Source organism: Spirosoma gilvum (assembly GCF_054776815.1).
Window position 1 is genome coordinate 732,741 of sequence record NZ_BAAHBH010000003.1, and the last position, 19,494, is coordinate 752,234.

Annotated in this window: 16 protein-coding genes; 9 read left to right on the forward strand and 7 right to left on the reverse strand. The window is 48.3% G+C overall.

Annotated elements, in window-relative coordinates; genetic code table 11:
• Positions 1–8: 8 nt before the first annotated feature.
• Positions 9–2,054, reverse strand: coding sequence for a 1,4-alpha-glucan branching protein GlgB (glgB, locus tag ACYVFD_RS11280; RefSeq protein ID WP_461090123.1), 2,046 nt, complete (start codon positions 2,052–2,054; stop codon positions 9–11).
• Between the two features lie 499 nt (positions 2,055–2,553).
• A complete protein-coding gene (locus ACYVFD_RS11285; protein WP_461090124.1) occupies positions 2,554–4,206 on the reverse strand; it encodes a trehalose synthase in 1,653 nt (550 codons plus the stop codon).
• Between the two features lie 292 nt (positions 4,207–4,498).
• On the opposite strand from ACYVFD_RS11285, the gene ACYVFD_RS11290 reads away from it, so the two are divergent.
• From ACYVFD_RS11290 to ACYVFD_RS11305, 4 genes are all read left to right on the forward strand, one after another.
• On the forward strand, positions 4,499–5,371 hold the full coding sequence (locus ACYVFD_RS11290; RefSeq protein ID WP_461090126.1) for a helix-turn-helix domain-containing protein: 873 nt from the start codon (positions 4,499–4,501) through the stop codon (positions 5,369–5,371).
• Positions 5,372–5,610: 239 nt separating this feature from the next.
• Positions 5,611–6,987 carry an FAD-binding oxidoreductase gene (locus tag ACYVFD_RS11295; RefSeq protein WP_461090127.1) on the forward strand — a complete coding sequence of 459 codons (1,377 nt, stop codon included), beginning with the start codon at positions 5,611–5,613 and terminating at the stop codon, positions 6,985–6,987.
• Between the two features lie 287 nt (positions 6,988–7,274).
• Positions 7,275–7,973 carry a DsrE family protein gene (locus ACYVFD_RS11300; RefSeq protein ID WP_461090128.1) on the forward strand — a complete coding sequence of 233 codons (699 nt, stop codon included), beginning with the start codon at positions 7,275–7,277 and terminating at the stop codon, positions 7,971–7,973.
• Between the two features lie 115 nt (positions 7,974–8,088).
• Positions 8,089–8,916 (forward strand): sulfite exporter TauE/SafE family protein, encoded by an 828-nt coding sequence (locus ACYVFD_RS11305; RefSeq protein WP_461090129.1) that lies wholly within the window; start codon positions 8,089–8,091, stop codon positions 8,914–8,916.
• Positions 8,917–9,003: 87 nt separating this feature from the next.
• Here ACYVFD_RS11305 and ACYVFD_RS11310 read toward each other — a convergent pair whose 3' ends face one another.
• Entirely contained in the window at positions 9,004–9,402 is a 399-nt protein-coding gene (locus ACYVFD_RS11310) for a T9SS type A sorting domain-containing protein (protein WP_461090130.1), read from the reverse strand.
• Positions 9,403–9,614: 212 nt separating this feature from the next.
• Here ACYVFD_RS11310 and pgeF point away from each other — a divergent pair, with 212 nt between their 5' ends.
• A complete protein-coding gene (pgeF, locus tag ACYVFD_RS11315) occupies positions 9,615–10,412 on the forward strand; it encodes a peptidoglycan editing factor PgeF (RefSeq protein ID WP_461090131.1) in 798 nt (265 codons plus the stop codon).
• Between the two features lie 43 nt (positions 10,413–10,455).
• A complete protein-coding gene (locus ACYVFD_RS11320; protein ID WP_461090132.1) occupies positions 10,456–10,698 on the forward strand; it encodes a GlsB/YeaQ/YmgE family stress response membrane protein in 243 nt (80 codons plus the stop codon).
• 83 nt (positions 10,699–10,781) lie between these two features.
• Here ACYVFD_RS11320 and ACYVFD_RS11325 read toward each other — a convergent pair whose 3' ends face one another.
• Positions 10,782–11,921 (reverse strand): acyl-CoA dehydrogenase, encoded by a 1,140-nt coding sequence (locus ACYVFD_RS11325; protein WP_461090133.1) that lies wholly within the window; start codon positions 11,919–11,921, stop codon positions 10,782–10,784.
• 364 nt (positions 11,922–12,285) lie between these two features.
• Here ACYVFD_RS11325 and ACYVFD_RS11330 point away from each other — a divergent pair, with 364 nt between their 5' ends.
• A complete protein-coding gene (locus ACYVFD_RS11330) occupies positions 12,286–13,620 on the forward strand; it encodes a UDP-glucose dehydrogenase family protein (RefSeq protein ID WP_461090134.1) in 1,335 nt (444 codons plus the stop codon).
• A 76-nt stretch (positions 13,621–13,696) separates the two neighbouring features.
• The gene (locus tag ACYVFD_RS11335; RefSeq protein ID WP_461090135.1) at positions 13,697–14,677 is read left to right on the forward strand and encodes a UDP-glucuronic acid decarboxylase family protein; all 981 of its coding nucleotides are present in this window, start codon (positions 13,697–13,699) and stop codon (positions 14,675–14,677) included.
• Between the two features lie 130 nt (positions 14,678–14,807).
• Here ACYVFD_RS11335 and ACYVFD_RS11340 read toward each other — a convergent pair whose 3' ends face one another.
• Positions 14,808–16,157 (reverse strand): sensor histidine kinase, encoded by a 1,350-nt coding sequence (locus tag ACYVFD_RS11340; RefSeq protein WP_461090136.1) that lies wholly within the window; start codon positions 16,155–16,157, stop codon positions 14,808–14,810.
• A gap of 278 nt (positions 16,158–16,435) precedes the next feature.
• Here ACYVFD_RS11340 and ACYVFD_RS11345 point away from each other — a divergent pair, with 278 nt between their 5' ends.
• Positions 16,436–17,185, forward strand: a complete 750-nt coding sequence (locus tag ACYVFD_RS11345; protein ID WP_461090137.1) for a hypothetical protein — start codon at positions 16,436–16,438, stop codon at positions 17,183–17,185.
• Between the two features lie 253 nt (positions 17,186–17,438).
• Here the strand turns inward: ACYVFD_RS11345 and ACYVFD_RS11350 are convergent, their stop codons facing one another.
• Together ACYVFD_RS11350 and ACYVFD_RS11355 are read right to left on the reverse strand one after the other, a co-directional pair.
• Entirely contained in the window at positions 17,439–18,446 is a 1,008-nt protein-coding gene (locus tag ACYVFD_RS11350; RefSeq protein WP_461090138.1) for an ankyrin repeat domain-containing protein, read from the reverse strand.
• Positions 18,447–18,640: 194 nt separating this feature from the next.
• Entirely contained in the window at positions 18,641–19,360 is a 720-nt protein-coding gene (locus ACYVFD_RS11355; protein ID WP_461090139.1) for a porin family protein, read from the reverse strand.
• Positions 19,361–19,494 lie beyond the last annotated feature (134 nt).

The following is a 19,494-nucleotide window of genomic DNA, read 5'->3' on the forward strand; positions in this document are numbered from 1 at the left end:
TCCTGCGCTTATTTCACCACTTTTACCACAACAGCACCCAAGGGAGGGAGATTCAGTTGAATCGACTGGGGGCGAGCATGCCAGGGTTGATCTTCGGTAGCAATTAAAGCCGTGTTTAAAACCCCACTTCCATAAAATTCGGTCGCGTCGCTATTGAAAATTTCCTTGTAAGATCCGGGAGCAGGTACACCTATCCGATAATGAGTGCGTGGAATAGGGGTCATATTGAGCACAATCAGGACCGTATCGTCGGGATTTTCACCCTTGCGGCAATAGGTAAGCACACTGTTTTCGCGGTCGGTTGTGTCGATCCACTCAAAACCATCAGCGCTGAAATTCCGCTCATGCAGACCAGGCTCTGTTCGGTAAAGCTGGTTAAGGGCTTTTACGCAGGCAGCCATACCTTTATGCATTGGGTACTCCAGCAGGTGCCAGTCGAGGCTGGCGCTAAACTTCCATTCGGACTTCTGCGCAAATTCGCCACCCATAAACAGCAGTTTGGAGCCTGGGTGGGTGAACATATACGAAAACAATAACCGCAGATTGGCAAAACGCTGCCATTCGTCACCTGGCATTTTACCTATCAACGAATGTTTTCCATACACAACCTCATCGTGTGACAAGGGTAGCATGAAGTTTTCGGTAAATGCGTAGATCGTACTGAACGTCAGCTCGTCCTGGTGGTGTTTGCGGTAGGTTGGATCGCGTTCGAAGTACCGCAGGGTGTCGTGCATCCAGCCCATCATCCACTTCATACCGAACCCTAATCCACCCGTATATACCGGACGCGATACACCCGGAAAAGCCGTTGATTCTTCAGCAACAGTTTGGGTATCCGGGAAGTCTTTATAGATCGCTTCGTTCAACTCTTTAAAGAGTGAAATCGCTTCCAGATTTTCACGTCCACCAAATATATTGGGTTCCCATTCGCCGGCATTGCGTGAGTAATCCAGATAGAGCATCGACGCGACTGCATCGACCCGCAGACCATCGGCATGGCAACGGTCGAGCCAGAACAAGGCGTTGCTAATCAGAAATGAGCGTACTTCGGGCCGGGCATAATTGAATACGTAGCTTTTCCAGTCGGGATGGTAGCCTTTACGCATGTCAGGGTGTTCGTACAGATGCGATCCGTCAAACTCGTATAACCCATGGGCATCACCCGGAAAGTGCGAGGGAACCCAATCCAGCAAGACGCCAATACCTGCCTGATGGAGACGTTCGATGAGCCGCATAAAATCCTGCGGTGTCCCGAAACGGCTACTGGGAGCATAGTACCCTGTGATCTGATAGCCCCAGGAAGGTTCATAAGGATACTGCATAACCGGCATGAACTCTACATGGGTAAAGCCCATTTCCTGTACGTATGGAACCAGCGCGTCGGCAATTTCGCCGTAGCTTAGTTCGCGTTCGGGATCGTTGGGGTCACGTCGCCAGGAAGACAAGTGCATTTCATAAACCGAAATGGGGGCGTTGAGTGCATTTTTTGCATAGCGACTTGCCATCCAGTCCTGATCCTGCCATTCGTAATAGGTGTCCCATATAACCGAAGCGGTCTTGGGCGCCAATTCCCAGAAATGAGCATAGGGGTCACTTTTTTCCAGCTCCCGGCCACTTTGGTGAATGATAAAGTATTTGTAGGGTTCGCCACGACCAATATGTGGGATGAATAGCTCCCAGATACCCGACGAATCCCAGCGAACACTCATCGGATGACTGCCTTTGTTCCAGCCGTTGAAATTGCCAATGATCGTTATAGAACGAGCTGATGGTGCCCAAACGGCGAAGTAAGTGCCAATTACCCCATTGTGCTCAACTACATGCGAGCCGAATTTCTCGTAGAGTTTATGATGCTTTCCGGATCGGAATAGGTAAATGTCGAAGTCGGTAAAGCGGGAATAAGGGCCGTTTGGTTGAGGGTGTTCAGCCGGAGCAGGTGGCGCTGGGGCTTCCTGCGCCTTTTTAGTTTTTGTCGCTTTCGTGGGAGTAGGGGTTTCCTGTTGGTCTGTGTCGGGAGTAGGAGACGTGGCCGTCGTTGTTTTTCGTTTTGCCATAGGTTCAACCTGATAAGCTTCCGTTAGTGAACGTAATCAGAGCCGGAAAGTTAGAAAAAAAGTAGGAGGGTCAAAGGCCTTCGCTTAGAATGTGAAAGAATCCAGCCCTGCGAAGTGGGTTTATTGACGATGGCTACGAAAATACACGAAACACAAAAGCCCAGCGAGAGCCGGGCCTTGTTGAGTATTGATAATCTATAATCTTATCGTCCAGTTTTGAAGGTAGCGATTCGGCGTACCGGGCGCGAAACAAAAGAGTCCATACCCAATATTCGTGAGCGTTCGTTGCTCAGCTTAGTGCGAATGTAGTTTGTCGTTTTCATCATATGTGTTGTATTCGGTTGTTACTTGTCAGATTTGATGCTGCAAAACTACCCGAATACAAAAGGCAGTACTATCCAGACTTGTTATCAGGTATCGTTTGGTCAATAACTAACAGCCTGAACGGGACGGGATGTAAAAACGAGTTTAGATAAAACCATTCCCAGGCTCCTGTCTGTTATCTATCCTGTAGTAATCCCGTTTGTAGCATCGAAATATGGGGCAGGTGATGGCCATCGCTCAGGCGGATTTTTTCGATTTCACGGATCACATCGATGATGCCTTTCAACGGGATTTTTACCCACGAAGGACGGTAACTGATTTCGTAGCCTAGTTCATACACAGCCTTTTCGAGCAGGTAGATCAGGAGCAGAAAATTGATTTCGCTGTTGTCTTTAAACAACGGATGCGGAGCCCCGAACACCTCGAAATAAGCATTCAGGAATGTATCGCGGATGAGGTAAAACCAACGATCCGATACCCGCTGCAAATGCTCGGGTCGTATCCCTTCTGTTTCAACCGAATTGAAGAGCTTGGCCGAAACCGCATAGTGATACGACCGAATCATACCCGCCACATCTTTCAGCGGAGAGTGTTTGATTTTGCGTTCCGTGATGCTGCTTTCGGGCTCCCCTTCAAAATCGATCATGACAAAATCGGAACCTGAGTGTTCTCTCGTTACGGCCAGGACCTGCCCCAAATGATAATCGCCATGGATGCGCACGCGTAGTGAGTCGAGCGGACGAATACGGAAGTCGGCAATGAACAGATCGATCATTTCTTTTGCTTCCATAAATACCCAGGCCAGTCGTTGGGCCTGCGGGTCGAGTTTGGTATAGTTGTCGATCAGGAGGTTGTATCGACGTTCGAGCAGGTCTTCGAAGCGTTTGATCAGAAATTCGCGGTACTCGTCCGTAAAAGGCTCTGGAGCAAAATCCGAATCAGCTCCCGGTTTGTAAAGCGCACAATGTAGCTCGCCCGTTCGCCGACCCAGCAATTCCACTTTATCAAATACATCTTCCCGAATGGCAAACATCCGGTTCGGCACACCATACAGAAAATCGTTGAGGTGGTCGCCGGTTTGCATCCACGAATCTTTATCATTTGGTACCATTCGCTGTACCATGCCCAGCGTAATATCAGGGCTGTCTGGCCGTTGCCAGATGATACTGCCGCCAAATGCCGGAATATGCGGAAAGCCGCTCTCATCCGTCAGAAACGCCACCATATCTACTTCGGGGTTGGTTTCCTGAAAGAGCTTACGGTAGAGCTTGAGAAAGTATTTTCCGCCAAAGCTCATGGCCGAGTTACTCGAGTCAACGGGTAACACATGCGAGCTAAGCGTATCGTCACCCTCGTCGAGCCCTTTCCCCCGGTTGAAGGTTAACTGGCCATCGGCCTGAGAGATGACCTGGTTCTGATAAATGGATTCGAATAAAGCCTGTCGGAACCGTTCGTCGTAAATGGCATCGATCAATTGCCCTTGCTGACCGCCTAAAATTACCTCGCCAATCCGGCCTTTTTCGGGAATATCAGCGAACTGAACGACGGTATGGTCAGTAATGAAGGAAACTGGCAACAAATAATTTTCAGGAATACCATCGGCATAATTTGCTTGTAGAATGAGCAGATAAGCCTTATCGCCATCGGCAAGTGAAAGAGTATGGATGGTTGGTATCGAAAAGCCGGTTTGGTGTCGGGCTTTCCCCGCAAACCACCGGCAGGTATTTACATAAGGAGGAAGTAAAGTATGGGTTAATGTGGACCAAAAGTTTGCATCCGAAGCCGCATCGGCCCAAGGAGTAGGAGAACTAATAGGTTGTGTAATCATAATAGGAAGGCGCAATCAAGGTAATGTCAGTTAGGGGTTACGAAACCGATGGCAAGACGCTACGGGGCAAAAAATTTCCTGAATATAGAATAAATTGATGCATTGTAAGTATAGAGAAGCTGGGATTCGAGTATTCAGAATCGATACGTGGATTGAGATAAATCGGCAAATTGTTGCCTTAAGCTATTTTGATCTTCACAGACAAAAAAATGAGCCGCATAGCAAAAAGCATGTGCTTAATAGGAAATATATTTGTCTTGTTAATCAGTCACTTATCAGCCCCACTGCCACCATGACTAATGTATATGACTTCCTGACCTACCAGCCGGAAATATACCGGCAGTTTACGGGCAAAGAGCTATTGATTGCGTATTACGATTGCCCTCAGTCGCAGCAGTTTGCCGATACATTTACACCGCACAGCTATCTGACATTTGTGTTAAGAGGAAAGAAGTGGATCCATCGGCAGGGTAAAACCTGGCTTTTTACGGAGGGGAATCTGGAATTTGTGAAAAAGGGGGGCTTGTTACAGGAATTATATTTAGGGGAGAAATTGCGGACGATAAATTTCTATGTTCACGATTCTTATTTGAAAAAACTGATCCAGCGCTTTCGGCAGTTCTATCGAGGGCAATCAATCACCATTCAGGCAACCGAACCCATTATCGAACTGGCCGTCAGTAGCACGACACTCGCTTTTGTGCAGACGATAGTAGGCTTTTTTGAGCAGGCCGTTCCTCCCACCGAACGTGAACTGGAAGAACGGTTTGAAGAATTCTTTTCATCCTTGCTTATCAACCCCAAAAATAAGGCATTGGTAGCCTATCTCTGTAGCCTGACCGATCGACCCCGGACATCGCTCTGCGACGTGATGGAGGCTAATTACATGTATAACCTCTCGCTCAGCGAATACGCCCGGATTTCTAATCGGAGTCTGGCTACGTTCAAACGAGAATTCGGTAGTCTCTTCAATGCCACGCCTGCCCAATGGTTGATGCAGAAACGACTGGCACATGCGCAAGCGCTGCTCAATACGACTGAAAAAAGTATTGCCGATATCGTATTTGAAAGCGGCTTTGAAAATGCGGCTCACTTTAGTCGGGTTTTCAAAGAGAAATTTGGCGCGTCGCCCCTAAACTATCGTAAACAGAAGCAGGCTATTTAGCGTGTATTGTAACAGCACTACGTGCCGATCATACTGGTAATACCGGTTACTAAGAGTTGCTTCCCTAGGAAACGATATTGTGTTTCCGTTTCCTGATTTTTTCGACTAACCCAATGGGCCTGCTTATCCAGTGTCTACGTAATTGCCAATTTCCCTTGTGAAAGCTGATGAGTAGCTTATGAACTCAGAAATCGACCATTGATCACACTCCCATCAACAATAAATTAAACCCTTTTTCCATGGAAACCTTAACGATCGCAAATTGGAAAGGTCAGCTTATTGACACGGAACATCCTGACTATCATAGTGTCCGGAAGGTATTTAATGGCATGATCGACAAATGTCCGTCGTTGATTGCTCGCTGTACGTGTGTTGACGATGTCGTAACGATGGTAAACTATGCTCGCGAGAAGAATCTGCTGGTATCGGTTCGGGGAGGGGGCCATAACGGTGCCGGACTGGGGGTTTGCGATGACGGGCTGGTTATTGATCTGTCGGGCATGAAGAAGGTGGAGGTCGATACGGAGAAGCAGACAGTTCGGGTTGAAGGAGGCTGTTTATTAAAGGAGTTGGATGCTGCTACACACGCCTATGGGCTGGTAGTGCCAACCGGGATCAACGGAACCACCGGAGTGGCGGGGTTGACGCTCGGTGGTGGGCTGGGCTACCTGACCCGCCACTGTGGACTAACCATCGACAATCTGCTCGAAGCTACGGTTGTATTGGCCGATGGCCGGGTTGTAAAAGCGTCAGCCGCGGAGCATGACGATTTGTTCTGGGCAATTCGGGGTGGTGGAGGAAACTTCGGAATCGTTACTTCCTTTCTGTTTAAAGCGTATCCGATTAGTACCGTACTAGCGGGGCCAATCCTGTATGAACTGGAGGATGCCAAAGAGATTATGCAGTGGTATCGGGAGTATATCAAAACGGCCCCCGATGTAATCAATGGCTGGTTTGCGTTTCTGGTTGTGCCACCGGGCCCACCGTTCCCTGAGCACTTACACCTAAAGAAAATGTGTGGTATCCTGTGGTGTTACAGCGGTCCGGCCGAAGAGGCCGATCATGTACTAGCGCCCATCCGGGCTGTTAAAACGCCTGCGCTGGATCTGGTCGGGCCTTTGCCGGTGCCCGTCTTACAAGGCATGTTCGACGCACTTGTTCCTCCGGGGGTACGTACGTACTGGAAAGCCGATTATGTCAATGAACTTACCGATGAAGCGATTGATATTCACCTGCAACATGCGAAGAAAATTCCGACCATGCTTTCGACCATGCACCTGTATCCCGTAAATGGGGCGGCTGCCCGCATAAGCAACGACGCAACAGCCTGGAGTTACCGGAATGCAACCTGGGCCATGGTGATTGTCGGGATTGATCCTGAGGCTGCCAACGATGAGCTGATTACCAACTGGGCCCGTAACTACTGGCAGGATTTGCATCCGCATGGTGCCGGTGGGGCTTATATCAATTTTATGATGGAAGAAGGCGAAGACCGCATAAAAGCGACCTACGGGCCTAACTATGACCGACTGGTAGCGATCAAAACCACGTATGATCCGACCAATTTCTTTCGGGTAAATCAGAATATCAGGCCTGTACGAGTTGAAACCGACTAACAGCATGGTTAGATCTGGGATGAAAAATATAACCGTTCACTCAATGGATTAGTGATTGTCTGTCAGGATGTTATAACTTAGATAGGCTTATGATTCAGCAACCTGCTCCACGCGCTCAACCCCACTCTATACGTAAAGCTGCTTAACCGGTGAGGAGTCCTGACCGGGATGGATACGACAAACGATCTGGTTTGCCGTACGGCTACTTCTTTGCCCAAATTTTCGGGGTAAAGAGAGCGCTATAGAACGCAATTACTGTTCACGTATATCTTAAATCGTTAAAATTTATGAAGCCAATTGATGATCCTCAATCGACACCCCGTCGGGAGTTTTTGGGCGCCCTGACCACCGGTATGGCTACGCTGGGTGTAGCTGCTTTGGTGAATCCCCAATCGGTACAGGCAGAGCCGTTGCTGGAAAGTAGTATGGATTCGGCCGATGCCTGGTTCAATACCATCAAAGGAAAGCATCGGGTTGTTTTTGACGCTACCCGTCCGCACGAAATTATGCCATTTGCCTGGCCACGGGTTTTTCTGCTCACGAACGGCGCTACCGGAACACCAGAGTCGGAGAACAGCGTAGTCGTTGTGTTACGGCACGATGCCATTCCCTATGCCTTTGAAGATCGCCTGTGGGAAAAATACAAGTTTGGCGACGTGTTCAAAGCCAACGACCCAGCCACGGGCAAACCGGCTATCCGAAATCCATTTGCCAAACCTAAACCGGGCGATTTCAACGTGCCAGGCGTGGGCGAAGTGGCGATTGGGATCAATGAGCTGCAGGCAAGTGGTGTGAAATTTTGTGTTTGCGATGTAGCCATGACCGTTTATAGCTCTGGCATAGCTCAGGGCATGAATATGAAACCGGAAGACATAAAGAAAGAGTGGCTGTCTGGCCTGTTGCCAGGTATTCAGGTTGTTCCGTCGGGTGTGTGGGCATTGGGACGGGCACAGGAGAAAGGCTGCGCTTACATTTTTGCCGGCTAACACACTGGTGGTCATTCAGTAGTCATTGATGGTCATTATATCGTCATTTGGTAGCATGCTCAACGCCACAGTTAATGACAAAATATGACTATCAATGACCACTAAATAACAATAAATGAGCAACGGAAAGATGACAGGTATGCATATTGTTGGCTTTCTATGTTCGATCCTAATTGGCCTGAGTTTGGGGCTGATGGGGGGAGGGGGCAGCATGCTTACCATTCCCGTGCTGGTCTATCTGCTGGGGGTTAACCCACTTGTATCAACGTCCTATTCCCTGTTTGTCGTAGGAACTACGTCATTGGTTGGAGCGGTCAATTATGTTCGAAAACGGCAGGTAAATTACCGGGCGGCTCTCCTGTTTGCGATACCTTCGTTTGTGGCTATCTTTTTTACGCGCCGTTACCTTATTCCAATTATTCCTGACCCTCTTTTTAACCATACACCTTATCAGATCAATAAGACCCTGGCGTTTATGCTGTTCTTTGCGGGGGTAATGCTCATCGCATCGCTATCCATGATTTTCAGACGAAATAGGCTTCAGGCCGATAAACCAGTCCGGTTTTATTACTACCCCTATACCGCTCTAGTTGGATTGCTGGCAGGTGTTTTGACAGGACTGGTCGGTGTCGGTGGAGGGTTTTTGATTATTCCGGCATTGGTTTTGCTCGGCGGTTTACCAATGAAACGAGCGGTTGGTACGTCGCTAGTGATCATCTCGGCCAACTCGTTCATTGGGTTCATAAGTGATAGCAAAGCTATAGCTATCAATTGGTCATTTCTCTTGTCGTTTACGGCATTTGCGGTAGTAGGCATCCTGATTGGATCGTATGTATCGCAGTTTATGATAGACTATCGACTGCGTAAGCTATTTGGCTGGATAATCTTTGGATTGAGTATTTACATTATTGGAAAAGAAGCCTTTACGCATCTCATCACATAGGATACCGGCCATACGCTCTTTGCTAAAAAGAATTAGCCCCCATCCAGCGGACAGAGGCTAACTTAATTGTCAGATGTGATAAAGAAACTATTGTACAGCAATCACCCGGCTGGCAACGGTAGGTTTGTGGGTTGAAAGGGTTACCGACTGCGTTGTGGTTTCGGCACCGTTCGTCACTTCCAGTTGGTAAACACCGTCTTCCAGTTCACTCAGATTTAACTGAGTCCGGTAAGCTTGTTCTTTTTTGCCCAAACGATAATTATACAGTACGCGGCCATCAGCGCTTTTTAAACGGATATCGACAGGTCCCCCCTTTTCTTTGTCAAGCGCAACATTGAGTTTGCCACTTACAGTGGTATAGATACCGGTTTTGAAGGTAGCTGCATGAGCGGCTTTGGTGCCGGGATTGGTTTCGGCAAACAGAGAAACTGTAGAAACAAGGCCCAGTGAAAGAGCTAATGCGAAGGATTTGATGTTCGTTTTCATTGTAGTATGTTGTTTATGTTTTGTTCGAAGCAGGTCGGGATATTCCCGATTGGTGAAACAAAGATATAGGCCGTGGATGGTACTATGTAATGCAAACTACTGGAACGGTTAGCCGATTGGATGAGTGGTTGGAAAATAGGGCCGATTGAGCAAACGGTCCAGTTGGATTGCTGGTCGTTAGCTTGCAACTTTGTTCAGCAATCTGTCTGAACATGACTTCATCAATCCATCATTTGGCGACTTCTTACCACGTACCAGCCCTGTTTTCTGGTGTTAAAAACCTTATTGCTGCCGAAAGTACCCGACATGGTGGAGTCAGTCCGGCCCCTTTTGCATCGCTCAATCTGGGTATTAATACCGCCGATGAGCCTATCAATGTAGAAGAGAACCGACGCCGTTTTTTTGCTGCAATTGGTGCCGATATAGACCACTTTGCTTCGTCGTATCAGGTGCATGGTACGGATGTTCTGTATGCTACCGAAGCGGGGCGCTATGATGGATATGATGCGCTTATCACGAATAAGCCAGGGCTGCTGGTTGGGGTAACGGTCGCCGATTGTGTACCTATTCTGATCTATGATTCCAGACATCAGGCTGTTGCGGCTATTCATGCAGGCTGGCGTGGAACAGCCGGGCAGATTGTATTAAAAACGCTGGCTCATATGCAGGAGCAATTTGGGACCGAGGCTGCCGATTGTTTTGCCTATGTTGGAACGTGCATTGATGAATGCTCCTTTGAAGTCGGCCCGGAAGTAGCCGACCAGTTTGAGGCCGCTTTCAAACGAAGAGATGAACAGACGGGTAAAAGTTTTATTGATCTCAAAAAGGCCAATGCACAACTTTTGCTCAAGTTCGGAATTCCTGAAGTACAGATCGAAATCTCTTCATTTTCAACAGTTACCAATAACAGGGATTATTTTTCCTACCGGGCCGAAAATGGAAATACAGGTCGGATGCTGGCCGTGGTTGGAATAAAAAGCAAACAAATCGTTGAGGGCGGAGTTATATAGCTGTTTTATTACTAATACTAGTGTTCACTCAACGATAAAAGTCATGGGAATCTTAGTGTCAATTTTAGTCGGTGCCGTAGCCGGTTGGCTGGCCGACCTTGTGTTCAGACGGTTTTCATTTTCATTGTTCGCTGAAATCCTGCTCGGTATCGCCGGTGGATTTGTCGGTGGCTGGATATTTGGCCGCGATGGCGGTCTAGTCGATCAGATCCTGACGGCTTTTGTAGGCGCTGTTATTATTCTGGGTATTGCCGCCTTAATCAAAGGGCGTAGCAGTACGGTTTAAAGAGACAGGATAGAAGGGAGGAAAGGAGAAAGGATTTGACTAACGCATTTCCTTTCTTCTTTCCTCCCTTCTCCTTTTCCCTTCTATTTCAATATCTGCCTCGAAATCACTACTTTCTGTATTTCGCTTGTTCCTTCGCCAATCGTACAGAGTTTGGCGTCCCGGTAAAATTTTTCGACCGGGAAATCTTTTATATAACCGTAACCGCCAAAAATCTGTACCGCTTCGTTGGCCACTCGTACGGCCGTTTCCGACGCAAATAATTTAGCCATAGCCGACTCTTTCGTAACGGATTTGCCGGTATCCTTGAGGTCGGCAGCCTGATAGGTGAGCAATTTGGCCGCTTCAATGTCGGTAGCCATATCGGCCAGTTTAAAACTGATGCCCTGAAAGTTTGCAATGGGCTGCCCGAACTGTTCCCGTTCTTTAGCATAGGCCAGCGCTGCGTCATAGGCTCCTATGGCAATGCCCAGACTTAGGGCGGCAATTGAAATGCGACCGCCGTCCAGCACTTTCAGCGACTGAACAAATCCATCGCCCACTTCTCCTAAGCGCTGACTGTCGGGAATCCGGCAATCCTCAAACAACATTTCGGCGGTTTCGGAAGCCCGCATACCTAGTTTGTCTTCTTTACGTCCGCCCGAAAAACCGGGCGTACCGCGTTCCACTACAAAGGCTGTTGCATTATGTTGGGTATTGGGTGGACCCGTACGGGCTATCACTACGGCTACATCGCTGCTTTTGCCGTGGGTAATAAAGTTTTTAGCCCCGTTAAGTACCCAATGATCGCCATCCCGGGTGGCGGTTGTCCGCATGTTGGCCGCATCAGAACCGGTGTTGGGCTCGGTTAGCCCCCAGGCGCCAAGCCATTCGCCGGTAGCCAACCGAGGCAGGTACGTTTGTTTCTGATTCTCGTTGCCGAACAATAGGATGTGGTTGGTGCATAGTGAGTTGTGAGCCGCCATTGACAGCCCAACCGATCCATCGACACGCGACAGTTCAACAATGGCCGTAACGTACTCGCGATAGCCTAATCCTGCCCCTCCATACTGCACTGGAACCAGCATGCCCATCAGGCCCTGTTCGCCCAGTTGATGAAACAAATCGGACGGGAAATGCTGGGCTTCATCCCATTGGCGACTATAGGGGCGGATGAGTCGTTCGCTTAGTTCACGTACGGATTGGGATATTAATTCTTGATTTTCTACAATTTCGTTTGTCATAAAAAAAAGTCGCGTGATGAAGCGATTCAATAGGAATTTAGGAAAAATACGGCGCTAAGGCAAGCCTTTTTTAGTACCGTATTAAGATCAATTTCTAGTCTGATTTTCAAGGGTATTTTGGAGAAATATGGTGCAAAAAGTGCGCTATGTTTACTATAAGATACCACTTTGGGTTATGTAGTAGCATACGGGTAATCAAAGAAACAGGCACTTAGGGGGCTATTGTTTAAAAATAAACCAATTGCCGATTAATCACTATTAAGTAGGGGGTAGGGGGAGTTATTAAAAAACTCCTATTTTTGTGACAACAGACATCAACAAAACGTCTATAAAATCTTCTGAAAAAATAAGCTAACTATACTTTATGAAATTAGCAGTAGTAGGAACCGGATACGTAGGTCTCGTTACAGGAACGTGTTTTGCTGAAACCGGCAATCAGGTTACGTGTGTTGACATTGATATTAGAAAAGTTGAGAAATTAAATAACGGTATTGTCCCTATTTATGAACCGGGTCTCGAAACGTTATTTCACCGTAATGTGGAAGAAGGCCGCTTGTCGTTCACCACTAACCTGGAAGAAGGTATCAAAGGCGCTGAGGTGATTTTCCTGGCTCTGCCAACTCCTCCTGGCGAAGACGGTTCTGCCGATCTGAAATATATTCTGAAAGTAGCCAGCGATCTTGGTCCTATTCTGAGCCAGTACGCCGTTATTGTTGATAAAAGTACGGTACCCGTTGGAACGGCCGAGAAAGTTCATGCCCATATTGCCGATAACGCCAAAGTTGATTTTGACGTGGTTTCGAACCCCGAATTTTTGCGGGAAGGCGTAGCCGTTGAAGACTTTATGAAGCCAGATCGGGTGGTAATTGGTACTCGGTCGGAACGGGCGAAGGGGGTAATGAACAAGCTGTATGCCCCATTGGTGCGTCAGGGAAACCCCGTCATTTTTATGGACGAACGGTCGGCCGAAATGACCAAATATGCAGCTAACGCGTTCCTGGCAACGAAAATTACCTTCATGAACGAAATTGCGAACCTGTGCGAACGGGCAGGCGCAAACGTCGATGATATTCGCCGGGGTATTGGTACCGATAGCCGGATTGGTAAGCGCTTCCTGTTTGCCGGTATCGGTTACGGCGGTAGCTGCTTCCCTAAAGATGTACAGGCGCTGGCTAAAACGGCTCAGGATTTCGACTATGATTTCAAAGTACTGAAGTCGGTCATGGAGGTAAACTATCAGCAGAAAACCAAGCTGATGCCGTTGATCCTGAATCACTTCGGTGGTGACCTGAAAGGAAAAACGATTGCTATTTGGGGGCTGGCGTTCAAACCATATACCGACGATATCCGCGAAGCTCCGGCTCTGGATAATATTCGGGTCTTACTGGACGCCGGTGCCAAAGTGACCGTTTATGACCCTGAAGCTATGGATAACGTACGCGACCAGATCGGTAACGCGATCACGTACGCCCACACGCAATATGCCGCACTCGACGATGCCGATGCGCTGGTAGTTATTACCGAATGGCCGTTGTTCCGTACGCCCGATTTCGAAAAGATGAACCTGCTGTTGAAGAACAAAGTCATTTTCGACGGCCGGAACGTATACGAACTAGACCAGATGCGGGAGCAGAATTACACCTATTATTCAATCGGTCGCGAGCCAATTCTGGCACCGGTTGAACAACCTGTTAAATAATGTATAATGAACAATGAATAGTGTATAATGCTATTTTAGCCATACATTGTACATTATTCATTCTACATTCACCTAAATGAAGCGTGTACTCATCACCGGCGGAGCCGGATTTCTGGGGTCGCATCTTTGCGATCGGTTTATTAAGGAAGGCTATCATGTGATTGCGATGGATAACCTCATCACCGGGGACATCCGCAACATCGAGCATTTATTCCATCTGCCCAATTTTGAATTTTATCACCACGATGTATCTAAGTTTATCCATGTACCGGGTCAACTGGATTACATTCTGCATTTTGCCTCGCCAGCCAGCCCGATCGATTATTTGAAAATACCCATCCAAACGCTGAAAGTAGGGTCGCTGGGAATTCACAACTGTTTAGGTTTAGCAAGGGTCAAAAATGCCCGGGTGCTGATTGCTTCTACATCGGAAGTCTATGGCGATCCAACAGTTCATCCTCAGAATGAGGAATATTGGGGAAATGTGAACCCAGTAGGGCCTCGGGGTGTGTACGACGAAGCCAAGCGATTCCAGGAAGCCATGACCATGGCCTATCATACCTATCATGGATTGGAAACACGTATCGTTCGGATTTTCAACACCTACGGACCCCGTATGCGGCTAAACGATGGCCGGGTATTGCCAGCCTTTATCGGGCAGGCCCTTCGTGGTGAAGATCTGACCGTATTTGGTGATGGTAGTCAGACCCGTTCGTTCTGCTATGTCGATGACCTGGTAGAAGGAATCTACCGGCTGCTCCTGAGCGATTACGCCTATCCGGTTAATGTCGGTAACCCGTCCGAAATTACCATTAAGGAGTTTGGCGAAGAAATCATCAAGCTTACCGGGACAACGCAGAAATTGGTCTTCAAAGAGTTGCCGAAGGATGATCCGAAGCAACGTCAGCCCGATATTACCAAAGCCAAGGCTATTCTGGGCTGGGAGCCAAAGGTCTCCAGGGAAGAGGGGCTGCGCATCACATACGATTATTTTAAGAGCCTCCCCGAAGAAGAGTTGTATCGGGCTGCTTATCACCGCGAGTTTGTGAAAAAGTAGACCATACCGGGTAGTCGGCTCTTTGGCAGTACCAGAAAAAATACCTACTTTTACTTAAGTAACTGCTTTGGCAGTACACCTTTAGCTGTCTAATAAAAACCTGCGGGCCAATTGCGCGCAGGTTTTTTTGTTACGCTTCGTTGATGGAATTGGCCGGAACGGATTGGGGCATTAGTAACGGCAGCGTAACCTGAAACCAGCCATCCTGTTCTTCAATGAGTGGTGGTGACTGATGCAGAAGTTTGTATTTGTCGGCAATGTTCGACAGCCCTACGCCGTTCGATTCAACCCGAATCCGTTTCCGTTGCAACGTATTTTCGACGATCAACTGTTGGGTATCTGTGGTTCGGATACGAATATGAAGTGGAGTTTGATGCAGCACGACATTATGCTTGACTGCATTTTCGACCAGAAGCTGTAGCGTCAGAGGGGGGAGTAATGAATCTTTATACGCTTCGTGCACATCGATTTCCAGTCGGACCGAATTGCCAAAGCGGGTTTTGAGCAGGTGAAAATACGAATGGATAAAGCTTAGTTCAACACCTAATGTAGTTAGTTCGGAGTCGTTGCTTCGTAACAGATAGCGGTACACTTTCGAGAGTTCATCGACAAATTCACCCGCCTGGCCAGGGTTTTCATCGATCAACGAAGAGAGGGTGTTGAGACCGTTAAATAGAAAGTGCGGGTTGATCTGGCTCTGTAAAGCCCGCATTTGCATTTCGGTTTTCTCCTGCTGCATTTTCTGTAATGCCAGATCCGCTTCCAGATATTCGCGATGGTGTTGCTCCCGTTCGCGTTCCAGTTCTTTTTCCAGAACGGCTTTATTGACCGCTTCCCGTCGGTGCCGATACGAAATACCTAACGAAAAAAAGATGAGATCGAGAACGACGCCCGTCTGAACGAACAAATCAGGATGCTGCCAGAAGGGTAGATCAACGCTAATATTTGGCGAATGAATCAGCAGGATGGTCGTGATGGCGTGGTTGACTAACAACGACGCCGTACCCGCCACAAAAAATCGCGCAACAATATCCTTCGACCGGAAAAACGAGTACACGATATAGGCACCAACCGATAGCAGGGCAAACCGAACCGGCTGAAGCAGGATGGTGTGCAGTTTGGTCTGCCAGAAATCCGTAAACAGATAGATGTAGGTCTTAACCACGCAATAAGCGACCAGCAATCCCTGAACAATGGCGATCCATCGAAGAAGTTTGGGCCGTTCTTTCAGATTGAGAAAGATTTTGGCTAACTCCAGGTAAAGGATATAGCCTGAGTAGGAAAGGATTAGCTTATAAAAATTGGAAATATTGTAAGGTAACGCAAAGTGGTTGATGGTGAAGTAAACCGCCCAGATCAGCGTGTACACCGAATAAATGCCATAGATGCGCTCGCGGTACATAAACCACTGCACCGAATTCGCCAACAACATGGCCAGTACCATGCCCAGAAAGAGCGGAGACCAGGCTTCGTACGTCATTAATTGAAATAGTTGGTTCTCAAGAGGGTAAACAAATATACGAAAACCAGCCTGTATTCATTTGCCCTCCGCTATTTAGCGGCTGATGGGGTGTATGATCGGCTCATAGTACGGGTTAGACTACAAGTCGACGGAAAAGTGCTCCACCGCTTCAATGACCTTCCAGCACAGTTCAGCGGGTTCTTTTCGCAGTTCACACAGTTGGCGCTGGATCGTAGGGGGTGGGTTGTTGTAGGTTTGTATCGTTCCTTAAGAAAAACCAAAAACAACAACGACTAATGAAAACGACTACCCAATTTGCAACCCTTGCCCTAACTATTCTTCTTTCGGCTACGTCGGCCTTTGCCCAACAACCCGTTCGTCGGACAGCAGTCAAACCAGCGGCTCGACCTTCTTCATCCGCTAGTCGGCCAGCCACCAGCCAGGCAGCTCGGCCAGCTACGGCTGCCCCTGCAACAGCTCGGCCACAACAGCAAGCGCCCGCTGCGGCTCCTGCACAGGAAGCGCCAGTAGCTCGTCAGGCCGAAACCCGTCCGCAGCCAGTAGCTCATTCGGCTCCGGCACACCCCCGTACAACTTACTCACGTGGGCATAAGAACGTGTACGTGAACCTGGGCCTTGGTTTAGCAACGTACTACGGTGGTGGTTTCCCGGTGGGTGTATCGGTTGAGGCCGACGTGAAAAACAACTTTTCGGTTGGTGGCTCTATCGATTACTACCACTACAATTACTATTACTCCAGCGGATATAACTTCGTTTATTTCGGTGCCCGTGGCTCGTATCACCTGGGCGAAGCCCTGAATGTACAATCGAACAGCTTCGACCCGTACATTGGCGCATCGCTGGGTTTCCGGTATGCAGGTTCAGGCTACTCAGACTACTATTACTACTCCAGCGGCTATAACAGTGGCGTTTGGGTAGGTCTCCACCTCGGTTCACGCTTTATGTTCAGCCCCAAAGTCGGCGCATTTGCTGAAGTAGGGTATGGTGTTTCGGCCGTCAAGCTAGGGCTAACCGCTAAATTTTAATGGACAAGTTTACCTTCCTCTAAAAACCAAAAACAACAAAGACAATGACAACAACACGACAACTCCGCACGATTTTCAGCGCTCAGCGCTCCCGGTTGCTGGGGATGGAGACGACAGTGGCCCGCCCAATACGGCGCACATCGGTCTTCACTACCGGCCGATAAACAGCATCCAACAGACAGAAAACGCAAAGCAGGAGCCTCTTTGAAGCTCCTGCTTTGCGTTTGAGTAAGCTGATTAAAAACCTACAGGTTCATTTTTGGGCAAGCTGTTTAACCAGGCGATCTTTAAACGCAAGTAGTTCGGCAGGCAGAGCTTGGCCATGATTTGTATAGACCGACTCCCTATAGCCCAGTGCTTTCAATGCTGAGCGTTCGCTCTCGGTGATATAAGCCGGATTCGCACCTTTGTCCAACAGCAAGTTGGCGATTTCCCATAGCTCATTATCGACGGCAAAAATCAGGGGCGATGTTTCAATAACGAGTTCATCGTAAGCAGGCTTGGCATTTGGATCGGCACCATGATCCAATAGCAACGCTACCTTTTTGGTTTTGTCATGGTGCTCATTGCCCGAGTACAAAGCGGTAAGCAGGAGGGGCTGCCCTTTTTCGTCTTTCATATTCGGGTTCGCTCCTTTCTTCAAAAACCAGTTCAGAAGCTCCGTTGGCCCTTCCATCACCCGAAAGGGCGTAGGTGTATGGAGGCTGTCTGTATTTTCGAACGTGGCCCCTTTGGCTATTAATAAGTCCATGCATTGAAGGATTTGCGGAGAAAGCGTCTGCGTGGCCTGAAAGGCGGCAAAATCTAGTAGAGTCGTATGCTCAACACCCGACTCATTAAGCTTCGGAAGTGGTTGCTGAAGAGCTACTTTCAGGTCGGCCACATTTAGGTTGGCAATAGCTGCGGCCACTTGCTGGCGGGCTTTATCCTGAAAATAGAAGGACCCATTTCCACGAGCGATATCTTCGGCTTCATACGACTTCTGTTTATAGTTAGAAATCAATGGGCTGACAGTCAGATTGAGCAAAACCAAAATGAGGGGAAGCCCACCAAGAACCATCGCCGTGGTTCGGGCAAACGAGTAGGGAAGGAGGTTTAACCCCGACAATAGAGCCAGATAAACAAAGCCCAGAAAGATAAGTCCAGCGGCCATACCTTTGCCAGCCGCATCCTGCTGCGAGGTAGAGGGAATTAGCACAAACAGGAGCAAGACGGAATAGATACCGACGATAACCCAGTTGATAAGTGTGATCGTTTTCATACCCCAAAGTACAGCCTTCCTGGCATGGCGGCCTACAGAGAATGTACAACGGGTAGTGTTCGGTGCTTAATTGACGACTCTGATGAACCAGTTGCCAAACCACCGGGGCAGATGACATTCTATTAAATACAGGCAACCCGAACGAATCCGGTTGCCTGTTTTAGAGAATCCTATAAAGTAACGTCGTGCAATGTTTAAAAACTGAATCCGGCCGTCAACTGCCATGCAGTTGTTTTCGAGGAAAACCGAATGTCGTTGGCCGGGTCCTTGTAGGTCATCGGGAAAATTTTAGATAGATTACCTTCCTGGCGGAGGTCGAGTTGAAGGCCGCCAAAGGTTACGCCAATACCTGCCTGATACCCGTAGGTAGCCTGTTTGGCTGTTTCACTCAGCGATTGAGCTGCATATTGTTGGAAAGAGTCGGATAGGCTGTTCGTTTCTGCAAGAGGTAATGAAACAACAGGACCGGCATTGATGCGCAAGGGGCCGAGCCGGAAACCGACGAGCAGGGGTAGGTCGAAGGTAGTTACCCTGACATTGACAGACTGCGTTGCCAACCCCTGCCGAATAATGTCGAACTGTCCGCCTTTTGACGACAGCATCAGTTCGGGCTGGACGAAGAACCGATTTCCAAATCGAACGAAAACGCCACCTACAATACCCGTAGAGCGGGACTGGTTTTGCTGGAAGAAATCATACACCACATTGCCGCCAGACAGCACAGGCATGCCGTTTTCCATCAGACGTGGTGTCGAAAAACTCAGATTATCTAATTGCGAAAAATTGGCGCCGATTTTCAGGCCGAAATGGACTTTTTTGCCCGGAGTCTGCGCCAGGGTGTGTGAAGTTGGCAGAATTGTTAAGCTAATCGTTACCAGGGTTGCGATCAATGCAGAGTAGTAGAGGGGTTTCATAAGAGGTGTTCGTATTTGTTTGGTCCAAAATTGGGCCGTAGACCACCTCATTGAAATCTGAATTCGCCTGAATTGCGGCTTTTGAGTTATGAATTGATCGAAGTTGGTTATGAATCAGGAAGGTAAAGGTAGAT

Bases quoted from the DNA above. Each gene is read 5' to 3' on its own strand.
- glgB (WP_461090123.1), bottom strand. From the start codon at position 2,054: ATGGCAAAACGAAAAACAACGACGGCCACGTCTCCTACTCCCGACACA.
- ACYVFD_RS11285 (WP_461090124.1), bottom strand. From the start codon at position 4,206: ATGATTACACAACCTATTAGTTCTCCTACTCCTTGGGCCGATGCGGCT.
- ACYVFD_RS11290 (WP_461090126.1), top strand. From the start codon at position 4,499: ATGACTAATGTATATGACTTCCTGACCTACCAGCCGGAAATATACCGG.
- ACYVFD_RS11295 (WP_461090127.1), top strand. From the start codon at position 5,611: ATGGAAACCTTAACGATCGCAAATTGGAAAGGTCAGCTTATTGACACG.
- ACYVFD_RS11300 (WP_461090128.1), top strand. From the start codon at position 7,275: ATGAAGCCAATTGATGATCCTCAATCGACACCCCGTCGGGAGTTTTTG.
- ACYVFD_RS11305 (WP_461090129.1), top strand. From the start codon at position 8,089: ATGAGCAACGGAAAGATGACAGGTATGCATATTGTTGGCTTTCTATGT.
- ACYVFD_RS11310 (WP_461090130.1), bottom strand. From the start codon at position 9,402: ATGAAAACGAACATCAAATCCTTCGCATTAGCTCTTTCACTGGGCCTT.
- pgeF (WP_461090131.1), top strand. From the start codon at position 9,615: ATGACTTCATCAATCCATCATTTGGCGACTTCTTACCACGTACCAGCC.
- ACYVFD_RS11320 (WP_461090132.1), top strand. From the start codon at position 10,456: ATGGGAATCTTAGTGTCAATTTTAGTCGGTGCCGTAGCCGGTTGGCTG.
- ACYVFD_RS11325 (WP_461090133.1), bottom strand. From the start codon at position 11,921: ATGACAAACGAAATTGTAGAAAATCAAGAATTAATATCCCAATCCGTA.
- ACYVFD_RS11330 (WP_461090134.1), top strand. From the start codon at position 12,286: ATGAAATTAGCAGTAGTAGGAACCGGATACGTAGGTCTCGTTACAGGA.
- ACYVFD_RS11335 (WP_461090135.1), top strand. From the start codon at position 13,697: ATGAAGCGTGTACTCATCACCGGCGGAGCCGGATTTCTGGGGTCGCAT.
- ACYVFD_RS11340 (WP_461090136.1), bottom strand. From the start codon at position 16,157: ATGACGTACGAAGCCTGGTCTCCGCTCTTTCTGGGCATGGTACTGGCC.
- ACYVFD_RS11345 (WP_461090137.1), top strand. From the start codon at position 16,436: ATGAAAACGACTACCCAATTTGCAACCCTTGCCCTAACTATTCTTCTT.
- ACYVFD_RS11350 (WP_461090138.1), bottom strand. From the start codon at position 18,446: ATGAAAACGATCACACTTATCAACTGGGTTATCGTCGGTATCTATTCC.
- ACYVFD_RS11355 (WP_461090139.1), bottom strand. From the start codon at position 19,360: ATGAAACCCCTCTACTACTCTGCATTGATCGCAACCCTGGTAACGATT.